12 protein-coding genes are annotated in these 11,761 nt (G+C 68.0%); 8 read left to right on the forward strand and 4 right to left on the reverse strand.

Features of this window, described 5'->3' with window-relative positions; all coding sequences use genetic code 11:
* The 3 genes from VEG08_03400 to pyk form a co-directional block, all read left to right on the forward strand.
* A partial coding sequence (locus VEG08_03400) for a DNA-directed RNA polymerase subunit beta' (protein ID HXZ27027.1) occupies positions 1–1,244 on the forward strand: 1,244 nt, incomplete at its 5' end.
* A gap of 116 nt (positions 1,245–1,360) precedes the next feature.
* The gene (locus VEG08_03405) at positions 1,361–2,239 is read left to right on the forward strand and encodes a YihY/virulence factor BrkB family protein (GenBank protein HXZ27028.1); all 879 of its coding nucleotides are present in this window, start codon (positions 1,361–1,363) and stop codon (positions 2,237–2,239) included.
* A 7-nt stretch (positions 2,240–2,246) separates the two neighbouring features.
* On the forward strand, positions 2,247–3,719 hold the full coding sequence (gene pyk, locus VEG08_03410) for a pyruvate kinase (GenBank protein HXZ27029.1): 1,473 nt from the start codon (positions 2,247–2,249) through the stop codon (positions 3,717–3,719).
* 103 nt (positions 3,720–3,822) lie between these two features.
* On the opposite strand, the gene VEG08_03415 is transcribed toward pyk, so the two are convergent.
* On the reverse strand, positions 3,823–4,716 hold the full coding sequence (locus VEG08_03415; protein ID HXZ27030.1) for a rhomboid family intramembrane serine protease: 894 nt from the start codon (positions 4,714–4,716) through the stop codon (positions 3,823–3,825).
* A gap of 9 nt (positions 4,717–4,725) precedes the next feature.
* Complete coding sequence (locus VEG08_03420) at positions 4,726–6,147, reverse strand: M28 family metallopeptidase (GenBank protein HXZ27031.1); 1,422 nt, start codon at positions 6,145–6,147, stop codon at positions 4,726–4,728.
* 112 nt (positions 6,148–6,259) lie between these two features.
* Between VEG08_03420 and VEG08_03425 the strand changes: the two genes are divergently transcribed.
* From VEG08_03425 to VEG08_03435, 3 genes are read left to right on the forward strand one after another with little or no spacing between them, the layout of a single operon-like run.
* Positions 6,260–6,460, forward strand: coding sequence for a hypothetical protein (locus tag VEG08_03425; protein HXZ27032.1), 201 nt, complete (start codon positions 6,260–6,262; stop codon positions 6,458–6,460).
* Complete coding sequence (locus VEG08_03430) at positions 6,444–6,842, forward strand: hypothetical protein (GenBank protein ID HXZ27033.1); 399 nt, start codon at positions 6,444–6,446, stop codon at positions 6,840–6,842. The genes VEG08_03425 and VEG08_03430 overlap by 17 nt, the downstream gene beginning before the upstream one ends.
* 34 nt (positions 6,843–6,876) lie before the next feature.
* Positions 6,877–7,239 carry a carboxypeptidase-like regulatory domain-containing protein gene (locus VEG08_03435; protein ID HXZ27034.1) on the forward strand — a complete coding sequence of 121 codons (363 nt, stop codon included), beginning with the start codon at positions 6,877–6,879 and terminating at the stop codon, positions 7,237–7,239.
* A gap of 78 nt (positions 7,240–7,317) precedes the next feature.
* On the opposite strand, the gene VEG08_03440 is transcribed toward VEG08_03435, so the two are convergent.
* Positions 7,318–9,081, reverse strand: coding sequence for a 30S ribosomal protein S1 (locus VEG08_03440; protein HXZ27035.1), 1,764 nt, complete (start codon positions 9,079–9,081; stop codon positions 7,318–7,320).
* A 364-nt stretch (positions 9,082–9,445) separates the two neighbouring features.
* Between VEG08_03440 and VEG08_03445 the strand changes: the two genes are divergently transcribed.
* Together VEG08_03445 and VEG08_03450 are read left to right on the forward strand one after the other, a co-directional pair.
* A complete protein-coding gene (locus VEG08_03445; protein HXZ27036.1) occupies positions 9,446–9,922 on the forward strand; it encodes an HIT domain-containing protein in 477 nt (158 codons plus the stop codon).
* A 101-nt stretch (positions 9,923–10,023) separates the two neighbouring features.
* Entirely contained in the window at positions 10,024–11,583 is a 1,560-nt protein-coding gene (locus tag VEG08_03450) for a patatin-like phospholipase family protein (GenBank protein HXZ27037.1), read from the forward strand.
* Here VEG08_03450 and VEG08_03455 read toward each other — a convergent pair.
* The coding region (locus VEG08_03455) for a BRCT domain-containing protein (protein ID HXZ27038.1) at positions 11,580–11,761 on the reverse strand (182 nt) is incomplete at its 5' end. The two genes, VEG08_03450 and VEG08_03455, sit on opposite strands and share 4 nt — an antisense overlap.

The raw sequence follows: 11,761 nt of genomic DNA on the forward strand, positions 1-11,761 counted from the left end.
TCACCATCGTGGACGAGAAAGCCCGCGAGAAGGAGCGCTACTCCGTGGTCTACGGCGCCCGCGTCAAGGTGGAGGACGGCCAGGCGGTCACCCTGGGCCAGGCCCTGGTCGAGTGGGACCCCTACACCTTCGCCATCCTCACCGAGATCGGGGGGACGGCGCAGTTCAAGGACCTGCACGAGGGCGTCACCCTGCACGAGGAAGTGGACGAGGTCACCGGCCTCTCCCGCCACGTGGTGGCGGAGTCGCCCGACGAGAAGCACCAGCCCTCCATCGTGATCAAGGGCAAGGGCAGCAAGCGCTATCTGATGCCCTCGCGAGCCCACCTCATGGTGCAGGACGGCGACACTGTGCATCCCGGCGACGTGCTGGCCAAGATCCCGCGCGAGACCACCAAGACCAAGGACATCACCGGCGGTCTGCCGCGCGTGGTGGAATTGTTCGAGGCGCGCAAGCCCCACGATCCCGCCGTCATCAGCGAGATCGACGGCACGGTGAAGTTCGGCGAGATCTCCAAGGGCGTGCGCAAGGTCTACGTGGTGGCCGACAACGGCACCGAGAAGGAGTACGCGGTGCCCCGCGGCGTCCACGTCAACGTGCAGGAGGGCGAGCGCGTGCGCGCCGGCGAGCCTCTCATGGACGGCCCCCTCAACCCTCACGACATCCTGGCGGTGCTGGGCGAGAAGGAGCTGCAGGCCTACCTGGTCAACGAGATCCAGGAGGTCTACCGCCTGCAGGGCGTCAACATCTCCGACAAGCACATCGAGGTGATCGTGCGCCAGATGATGCGCTGGGTGAAGGTGGAGGACGTGGGCGACACCCAGTTCCTGCTGGAGCAGCAGGTGGACAAGTTCCGCTTCCGCGAGGAGAACGAGCGCGTGATCCAGCAGGGCGGCAAGCCCGCCACCGGGCGCCCGCTGCTGCTGGGCATCACCAAGGCCTCGCTCTCCACCGAGTCGTTCATCTCGGCGGCCTCCTTCCAGGAGACCACGCGCGTGCTCACCGAGGCCTCCATCCAAGGGGCGGTGGACCACCTGCGCGGCCTCAAGGAGAACGTGATCGTGGGGCGCCTCATCCCCGCGGGCACGGGCATGGAGTACTACCGCAACGTGCGCCTCTCGCCCGAGCTGGAGGAAGCGGCGGCCAAGGTGCAGGAAGAGGTTTCGGCGGCCTACGAGGAAGCCGAGCGCGCCCTGGAGCTGCTGCGCCACGAGGGCGAGACCGAGGAATTGGCGGCGGAGTAGCGCCGTTCCCAGTTCCCGGTTCCCAGTTGCCAGTCATCGCGGTCCCGCCCGGCGGGACCGCGATTCTTTTGGCCGTTGCGCCGGGGGGCGCGCCCAAGTAAGCTACCTGCTCCCGTATGCTGCGGTTCCTCAAGCTGCTGCAGGCGTCGGTGTGGCGCACCTTCCAGCATGACGGCTTCATGCTGGCCAAGGCCGCGGCCTACTCCTCCATCCTGACCCTGTTCCCGGGGCTGCTGGTGGTGGCGGCGGTGCTGGCCACCTCGCACACCACCGAGGCCTTCGTGCGCGAGATCGCGTACGCGGTGGGACGCATCCTGCCTCCGGGCACGCACTCCGGCGCCATGGCTTACTTCGAGGGCCACCAGCAGCGCCCGGTGCGCATCCTCATCTCCGCCAGCATGATCACGGTGCTGGCCGCCTCCGGCATCATGATCTCGTGGATGGAGGGCTTCCGCAAAGCCTACGAACTGCCCAAGGCCTGGGGCTTCTGGAAGGAGCGCGGCATCGCCTTCCTGCTGGTGCTGCTCTCCATCGTGCCCATGACCGCGGCCACCATCATGGTGGCCTTCGGCAACCAGATCGAGACCTGGATGGTGCTGCACGCCATCCGCACCTTCGGCGACGTGCGCTTCCTCATCCTGCTGTTCTGGTCGACGGTGCGCTGGGCCATCGCCACCCTGACCAGCATCGCGGTGATGACCATCGTCTACCACGCGGGCGTGCCCCGCACCCAGCCCTGGCACCGGGTGCTGGGCGGGGCCACCCTGGCCACCGTGCTGTGGCTGCTGGCCACCTTCGGCTTCGGTTTCTACGTGCGCCGCTTCGCCACCTACAACCTGATCTACGGCTCGCTGGGCGCCGCCATCGCCCTGCTGGTGTGGATGTACATCACCTCCATCATCGTGCTGGTGGGAGCGGAGTTCAACGCCCTGTGCTATCCGCGGGCGCAGAAGCTGGCCGTCCGCGCGCCGGCGGAGGCGGCTTCCTCCCGGTGAGCGCCCCATGACCCAGCAGGACATCCGCGAGGACGAGGCCGCGTCGCGCTGGCAGCGTCGCGCCAAGATCGTGTGCACCATGGGTCCCGCCTGCGCCCCGGAGGGCGTGCTGCGCGACCTGCTGCGCCTGGGCATGGACGTGGCCCGCCTGAACTTCTCCCACGGCACCCCTCGCGGGCACGGCGCGCTCATCCGGCGGCTGCGCCGCCTGGCAAGGGAAGAGCAGCGCACGCTCTGCATCCTGCAGGACCTGCAGGGACCGAAGATCCGCACCGGGCGGCTGCAGCAGGGCAAGCCGGTGCTGCTCAAGACCGGGGCCACGCTCACCATCACCCCGCGCGGCGTGCCCGGCACGGCTCGCCTGCTCTCCACTACCTTTCCCACCCTGGCCCGGGAGGTGCAGCCGGGGGCGCGCATCCTGCTCTCCGACGGCCTGATCGAATTGCGCGTCCAGCGGGTGCGCGGCGCCGAGGTGGAATGCCAGGTGGTGAACGGCGGGCTGCTGGGCGAGCACAAGGGCATCAACCTGCCGGGGGCGGCCATCCGCGTGCCCGCGCTCACCCCCAAGGACGTTCGCGATCTGGAGTTCGGGCTGGAGCACGGGGTGGACGCGGTGGCGGTCTCCTTCGTGCGCACCGCCGAGGACGTGCGCGCGGCGCGCCAGCTCATCGCCGCCCGCCGGCGGGACGTGCCGGTGATCGCCAAGCTGGAGAAGCCCCAGGCCATCGACCACCTGGAGGAGATCTTCGACGAGTGCGACGGGGTGATGGTGGCGCGCGGCGACCTGGGCGTGGAGATGCCGCCGGAGACGGTGCCGGTGATCCAGAAGCACATCATCCGGCGGGCGGCGGAGTGGCGCAAGCCGGTGATCACGGCCACGCAGATGCTGGAATCCATGATCGAGAACCCGCGGCCCACGCGGGCGGAGGCCAGCGACGTGGCTAACGCCATCTTCGACGGCAGCGACGCGGTGATGCTCTCGGCCGAGACCGCCGGCGGCAAGTACCCGCGCCAGGCGGTGGCCATGATGGACCGCATCATCCGCGAGAGCGAAAGCCACATGGCGGGCTGGGCTCCGGCGCGGCGGCGCGAGCGCCGCCACCTCTCCATCGCCGAAACCATCTGCGAGTCCGTCGCCCACGCCGCCCAGGACCTGGACATGCGCGCCATCGCCGTCTTCACCGAGACCGGGGCGACCGCCCGCCTCATCTCCAAGTACCGGCCCGGCGCCCAGATCTACGCCTTCAGCGTGCGCCCCGAGGTCTCCCACCGCTGCCACCTCTTCTGGGGAGTGCACCCGGTGGGCACGCCCCGCGTGCTCGGGGTGGACGAGATGGTGCGCACCGCCGAGCAGGAACTGCTGCGGCGGAGGGCGGTCGAGCCCGGCGACATCCTGGGAGTGGTGGCGGGGACGCGCATGGCCTCCGGCTCCACCAACTTCATGCGCCTGCACGTCGTCGGCGGGGACAGGAAGAAATGAAGAATGCAGAATGAAGAATGCAGAATGAAAGGCAGGCCGCGCATACCTGTCGGCAGCCCTCATTCTTCATTCTCAATTCTGCATTCTGCATTCTGCAATCTCCTCAGTTGACCCACGGCCGCTTGGGGTCGTCGTCCTTCTTGGGGGCGGCGTCGGGGCCGATGTAGTTGCCGTGCTCGTCGAAGAGGTAGCTCTGCTCCTGGCCTTGCTTGCGCATGTAGAGCTGGAACTTGCGGGCGGCGCGGCGCCGCTGCCAGCGGTAGTAGCGGTCGCGCAGGGCGGCCCAGGGCGAGGGGAAGGCGGCGGCGAGGCCGCCCCGCCTCCGCAGCCACTTCACGTAGCCGTAGCCGAAGAACACGCCGCCCAGGTGGCCGAAGTAGGCGACATGTCCGCCGCCTGCCACCGAGCCCGCGATCGCGATCAGGATCCAGATGGCGGCCACGTACTTGGCCTTGATGGAGAAGGGCAGGGGGAAGAGGAACATCTCCATCTCGCCGTAGAGCATACCGAAGGCGACGAGCACGCCGTAGATGCCGCCCGAGGCGCCGATGGTGATGGTATCGGGCTGGATCTGGTGGATGCCGGTGTAGGCCAGGCCCACGGTGGTCAGCGCGGCGCCCACCACGCAGAAGAAGTAGAACTCCAGGAAGCGCTTCGCCTTCCAGTCCATCTCCAGGTACGCCCCGATGAACCACAGCGAGAGCATGTTGAACAGGATGTGCCAGATGTTCTGGTGCAGGAAGGAGTAGGAGACGAGCTGATAGAGGTAGCCGTGAACCACGGCCAGGGGCACCAGGCCGAAGACGGCCATGGTCCAGCCGTAGGCATAAGGCGCCACGCTCTCCAGCAACGCCGTGACCAGGAAGACGGCGACGTTGACGATGACCAGCCACTTCACCGCCTTGGTGAAGGGCGGGAAGGAGAAGGAGAGGCCGCTGCCTCCACCGCCAAAGCCGGAGGAGCCGCGGCGCATGTATTTGCGGTCGTAGATGGTCACGGGCGCAGCCTACCGCTCGGGCAAGGGCACCACCGGCAGGCTCCTGTGCCCACTATTATCCACCGCGCGCACCGCGAAAATCACATTGTCCTTGGATTGCTTCAGGGTGTAGCGGGTGACGTTGCCCACGGGCACCACGTTCTCCCAGTAGGGGGCGGTGGTCGCGCGCCACACGACCTCGTAGCCGGCGGCCAGCCCGCCGGGCGAGGGCTCCCAGGTCAGGGTGGAATCGTTCTCCAGGTTCCTGGTGAGCAGGCGGACGGTGGCGGGCGGGGCAGGCGCCGAAGCCAGCGAGGCCAGGGTAGCGGCGTTCAGCCGGGCGACGTTGGCCACGTAGTCGTAGTCCACGAACTTGGGCAGGTCGCCGTACTCGATGCCGTTCTCGGTGCGCACGTTCTGGTGCTGGTGGTTGAAGTCCTCGCGGTACTCGGTGATGCGCACGGCGGCGAAGCCGAACTGGTTGAAGGAGGTGTGGTCGCCGCCGCGCAGGTAGCGGTCGCGGCGGAAGATGAGCTTGGGGCCGAAGGGCCCGGAGAGATAGGTCCTGGAGGTCTCGCGGATGTAGCGGGCCAGCTCGCGCGAGGAGGAATCGTTCTCGCCGCCCAGGGCGCGCAGCAGGCGCAGGTCGCGGTCGCTGGCCGCGTCGGGCACGCCCTCGGAGAAGACGCGCACGATGCTGGGGTCTTGGAGCTTGTCGCCGGGGGTCTTGTTGCCGCCCACGATGTCGTTGTCGAGCACGGCCTCGAGCTCCCACTTCTCCGCCTTGGCCATCTCGGCGAAGTGCTTGGAGCCGTAGAGGCCCTGCTCCTCGCCGGCCACAGCGAGGAAGATGATGGTGGCGGGAAACTTGTGCTTGCTCAGGACACGGGCGCATTCCAGGGAGACGGCGGTGCCGCTGGCGTCGTCGTTGGCGCCGGGGGCCGCGTCGGTGGTGTTGTAGTTGTCGCTGTTGCGCGAGTCGTAATGGCCGGTGACCAGCACGATGCGGCCGGCGTTGGCCTCGTCGGTGCCCTTGAGCACGGCGTAGACGTCCACGATCTCGGTGGGGCTCTGCACGCGCTCGCCGGGCGGCTGCACGTAGCTCTCGGTCTTGACCTCGAGGCAGCCGCCGCACTCCTTGGAGTAGCGCTCGAACTCCGCCTGGATCCACTCGCGGGCGGCCCCGATGCCGCGGCCCGACTGGATGGCTTCGGGGGTGGCGGGCGAGAGCGTGCTGCGGTTGTAGAAGCTCACCAGCTTCACGATGTCGGCCTTGATCTGCGCCGCCGAGACGGCCTTGAGCGCGGCCACGATGTGAGGATCGAGATCGGCCTTGCGGGCGGGGCGGGCCGGAGGCGGGGTCTGCGCCGCGGCTGCCGCCAGCCCCAGCAGCAGCGCGCTGGCGGTGAAGAAGCTCCTGGCCGCCGCGCGGAAAGAGAGTCGCACCAGCATCGGTTCACCTCGGGAAGAGGAAGATGCCCGCCCCGCGCCGGGAGTCCCTTGACGCCCGCCGGGAAGGGCATCTAAATATAGCAGGTAGATTCCCGGAGGCAGGGAGGCGATCATGGTCACGTGTCCGGAGTGCGAGAGCAACCTGGATATCGCGGAAGACGAGGTGGACGAGGGCGACATCGTCTCCTGCGACGAGTGCGGCTCGGAGTTCGAGGTGGTGACCACCAACCCCCTGGAACTCTCGCGGGTGGCGGACGAGGAGGAGGAAGAAGAGGAGGAGGAGACGGAGAATGAGGATGGCGACGAAGCTTAGGGTCCGCTCCGCTTCTGCGCTCCTGCTCCTGCTGCTGCTGGCCGGGGTGGCGGCCGCGGGCCACGGCCAGGACCGCCGCCAGGAACCGCAAAAGCACTATGGGCTGCTCTTCGGCACCGCCTACGGGCCCGATGACCTTCCACTTTACGGGGCCAGGGTGGAGATCCATCCCGCGGGCAAGGGGCGCCCCAACTGGGAGCTGATCTCGGACCATCGCGGGGAGTTCGCGCAGCGGGTGCCGCCGGGGCCGGCGGATTACCTGGTCACCGGGCAGGCCGAGATGGTGGACGCGCAGACCCACAAGAAGAAGAGACTCAAGGGGGAAGCCAGGATCCACCTGGACGGCGAGGAGCGGCAGGACTTTTCCCTGCATCTAAACTAGACAGCCCCCTCCTCCGGGGGGCAAGGAGGCTTTTGTGAGGCGCACTCTGGGGCGGGGGTGGTTGCCGGTGATGCTGCTGCTAGCGCTGGTGTGGCCGGCGGTAGCGGCGCCCAAGGAAAAAGAGCCGCAGACGCGCACCCTCACCGGCCAGGTCACCGACCAGGACGGCAGGCCGCTCTCCGATGCCGTCGTCTACCTGAAGAACACCAAGACCCTGCTCATCAAGACCTACATCAGCGACGCCCAGGGCAACTATCGCTTCGCCTCGCTCTCCCCCAACGTGGACTACGAGGTGTACGCCGAGTACCAGGGACACCGCAGCCCCACCCGGACGCTGAGCAGCTTCGACAGCCGCAGCGAAGTGGTGTTCAACCTGAAGATCAATCTGAGGAAGTAGCCTTCAGCCATCAGCCGTCAGGAAAGACCAAGGCCGCCCGCAAGGGGCGGCCGGTGAGTTTCACGCGATTGAGCGTGGTCAGTCCTGATCGTTGCCGGCGCGCTTCCACTCCACCAGGTCGCCTATGGTGGCGGTGGCGCTGGAGGCGGGATGCTTGTAGGCTTCCACGTCCTGGCGCGAGCCCTCCTCGCCCACGGCGCGGATGCTCAGCCCCACCTTCTTTTCGTCCTGGTTCATCTTGATGATCTTGAAGTCGTGCTCCATGCCGGGCTCCAGCCGGATGGGAGCGCCGTTCTGGTCCGCGGCTTCGGAGTTGTGGCACAGTCCCTCGACGCCGTCGGCGACCTCGACGAAGGCGCCGAAGGTGGCCACGCGCAGCACCTTGCCGTGGAGCACGTCCCCGACCTTGTGGCCGGCGAAGAAGCTCTCCCAGGCGTCGGGCTGGAGCTGCTTGATGCCCAGCGAGAGCCGGCGCTGCTCGGGATCGATGGAGAGCACCACCGCTTTCACCTTGTCGCCCTTCTTCAGGACCTCGGAAGGATGCTTGACGCGCTTGGTCCAGCTCAGGTTGCTGACGTGCACCAGGCCGTCGATGCCCTCCTCGATCTCGATGAAGGCGCCGAAGTCGGTGAGGTTGCGCACCCGGCCTTCCACCGTCCCGCCCACGGGATACTTCTCGTGCAGCGTCTCCCAGGGATTGGCCTCGAGCTGCTTCAGGCCGAGGGAGATGCGGCGGTCGGCGGGATTGACGTTGAGCACCACCGCGTCCACCTGGTCGGCGACCTTGACCAGCTTGGAGGGATGCTTCATGCGCTTGGACCAGGTCATCTCGCTGACGTGCACCAGGCCCTCGATGCCCTGCTCCAGCTCGATGAAAGCGCCGTAGTCGGTGACGCTGATCACGCGGCCCTTCACGTGCGCGCCCACGGGATAGCGCTGGGCGGCGTCCAGCCAGGGATCGGGGGTGAGCTGCTTGAAGCCCAGCGACACCCGCTGCTTCTCCTTGTCGAACTTGAGCACCTTGACCTGGATCTGGTCGCCCACGTTGACCAGGTCGCGAGGATGGGTGAGCCGGCCCCAGGACATGTCGGTGATGTGCAGCAGGCCGTCGATGCCGCCCAGGTCCACGAAGGCGCCGTAGTCGGTGAGGTTCTTGATGGCGCCGGTGAGGGTGGCGCCCTCCTGCAGGTGCTCCATCAGCTTCTCACGCTTGGCGGAGAGATCTTCCTCCAGCAACTGCTTGCGCGAGACCACGATGTTGCCGCGCTTCTTGTTGAGCTTGATGACCCGGACTTCCAGCTCCTGCCCCTTGAGGGCGTCGAGGTTGCGCACCGGGCGCACGTCCACCTGCGAGCCGGGCAGGAAGGCGACCGCGCCGATGTCCACCGACAGCCCGCCCTTCACCCGGTCCACCACCTTGCCCTTGATGGCGGCCTTGCTGGTGTAGGCCGTCTCGATGTCGTCCCAGACGCGCAGGCGCTGGGCGCGCTCGTAGGAGAGCGGGATGTAGCCCTCCTCGCTCTGCCCGCGCTCGATCATGACGTTGATCTCGTCGCCGGGCTGCACCTTGGGGTTGCCCTCGGCGTCCTGCAACTGCGCGATGGGCACCAGGCCCTCGGACTTGGAGCCCACGTCCACCACCACGTGGGTGGGCGTGATCTTGAGCACGGTGCCCTTGAGGACGCGGTCCTCGTGGGTCTGGGCTTCGGTTTCGGCGGTGAAGGTTTCCAGGGCGGTGGCGAAGTCTTCCATGGTTTCTTTGTCTTTGCGAGCGCCCGCGGCCGGTCGCTCAGGGATTTTGCTCTCCGGGGCCGTGGTCACCGGCGGGGAAGACTCCGCCACAGCGGAGGCCTCCGCAGGCTGCGGGGAAACCGTGGAGTCGGGATGGTTATCGCGGTTCGAATCCAACGAAGCTGCTCCCGTGACTACGGACGGCTGGAATTAAGATGGCTTCCGTTATAGAAGAGCCCGGGTTTTGGGGACCTACGGGCTAGAGGCTCCAGCGGCCGGATCCGCGGCGCGGCGGCGCCACGAACTCTTCGACTATAGCAACCGCTCCGGAAGGGTGTCAAACCATGGAGCCCGGAAACCCGCCGCGCGCCCTGCACCATTTCCGGGGCGATGCGCGTCGGAGGCGGGTTTTCCCCGCTGGCCGCGCGCCCCCCGCCATTCCCTGCATGCCGCCAATCTGCTACCCTCTGCCGCCATGGACTACCTGTGGACCCCCTGGCGCTATGCCTACGTCACCACCGCCGACAAGACCCCCGGCTGCATCTTCTGTGAGGCCCCCAAGGAGCGCGACGACCGCAAGGCCCGCATCGTGCACCGCGGCCGCGCCTGCTACGTCATCTTGAACGCCTTTCCCTATACCTCGGGGCACGTCATGATCGTGCCCTACGCCCACCTGGACGAACTGCAGAAGCTGCCCGCGGAGGCGGCGCAGGAGATGATGGCGCTGGCGCAGAAGATGGAAGGCGTGCTGCGCGCGGTGTACCGGCCCGAGGGTCTGAACCTGGGTATGAACCTGGGCAAGGCGGCGGGCGCGGGCGTGGCCGGGCACCTCCACCTGCACGTGCTGCCGCGCTGGACCGCGGATTCCAACTTCATGGCCACGGTGGCGGAGACGCGCGTCCTGCCCGAGGCCCTGGAAACCACCTGGGAGCGGCTGAAGCAGAAGCTTTAGCCGTCAGCCGTCAGCGGTCAGCCATCAGGTAAGGCAAGGGTTCGTTTTTCCTGACGGCTGATGGCTGATACCTGACGGCTGGATGCGGTATCCTGCCCCGCGTGCCCCACAAAGCCAAAGCCGTCGCCGACGCGGAGCGCGCCGCCTTTCGCGCCGCGCTGCCCCCGGATGCGGCCGCGCGCTGGGCGACGGGCGGGCGCCGCATCGCCGTGGTGCTCTCCGGCGGCGGCGCCCGCGGCGCCTACGAGGCCGGGGTGCTGCTGGCCTTCCAGGACGCCGGCCTGCCTACCCACATCCTGGCCGCCACCTCCATCGGCAGCATCAACGCCGCCTCCTACGCCTCCCACTCCTCCACCCTGGTAGGCAACGCCGAGTCCATGGTGCAGTCCTGGTCGGAGGTCACGCCGGCGGCGGTGGGCATCGACTGGACGCGCTACATCTTCATGCTGGCGGGGCTGATTGCGGCCACCGCGGGGCTGGGCAACCTGCTGCGCCAGGCGCTGCAGGAGAGCCAGATCGCCATCCACCTCCTCTATCCCAAGCTCACCTGGACCATGCTGGCGCTGGCAGGCGTGGCCGTGCTCCTGCTCTATGACCGCGTGCCCTACCTGGGCTACGTGCTCCTCAACCTGCTCTCGGGATCGGCGTGGAAGCCGGACCGCCGCAAGCTGGTGCTCTCCCTGCTGGCCAACCTGGTGGTGTGGAGCTTCGTGGTGCTGACGCTGCTCGTCGCCCACCTGCACCTGTGGGGACTGGCGGTCCTGCTGAGCGCGCGCGCCAAGCTGCTGGGCGCGGCGCTGGCGCTGCTGCTGGCGGCGCTGGGCTGGATCCTGCGCCAGCCCGTCAGCTTCCTCAGCCACAAGGTCCTGCGCCTGCCCCTGCGCAGCGGCCTCTTTCCCAACTACGAGCGCACCCGCTTCCTGCGCGATCGCCTGCGTGTGGAGAAGCTGCGCGCCTCGCCCATGCGCGTGGTCCTCACCGCCGCCGAGGTCGAGAGCGGCCAGGAGAGCTACTTCACCAACGCCGCGCGCGAACAACTGCTCGCCGACCCAGGCGTGGACCCGGGCTTCGTGCAGACCGAGATCGAGGAGGTCCGCGACCTGCTGCTGGCGGTCATCGCCTCCTCCGCCTTTCCCCTGGCCTACGAAGTGGTGCCCATGGCCAAGCGGCTGTGGACCGACGGCGGCATCGTCGCCAACCAGCCCATCCGTCCCGCTATCCGCCTGGGTGCCGACGTGCTCTTCCTGGTGATGATGGAGCCGCGCCAGCAGGAGGCGGTGGAGGTGCGTACCTTCCTGGACGTGGGCGTGCGCGCCCTCGATATCCTGATGGCGCAGAACCTGAAGACCGACCTGGAGAACCTGGCCGCCATCAACCGCCTGTGCGAATTGCACGCGGCGCGCCTGAAGGTGCGTCCCGAACAGGTGCGCGTGGACCTGGGCACGCGCGCCTACCGCTACGTCAAGGCCTTCACGGTGCGCCCGGAGCAGCCGCTCCAGGCCACCGTGCTCGACTTCGACGGCAAGATCACCGGCCCCGCCATCGCCCAGGGCTACCACGACGGCGGCGCCGCGGTGCGCGATTTCCTGGCGTATCTGGCGGGAGCGCCCGCGGGCGGGCCGCGCTACGTCCTGCGCTTCCAGGCGGAGGAAGTGCGCTAGCCGCGCACCAGCTTCTCCATGGCGGCTTCGTCGAGGACCTTGACGCCCAGTTCGCGGGCCTTGTCGAGCTTGGAGCCGGGGTCGGCGCCGGCCACCACGTAGTCAGTCTTCTTCGAGACTGAGCCGGAAACCTTGCCGCCGGCGTCCTCGATCATGCGCTTGGCCTGGTCGCGGCTGT

This window comes from Terriglobales bacterium (genome assembly GCA_035624475.1).
Classification (GTDB): Bacteria; Acidobacteriota; Terriglobia; order Terriglobales; family Acidobacteriaceae; genus DASPRL01.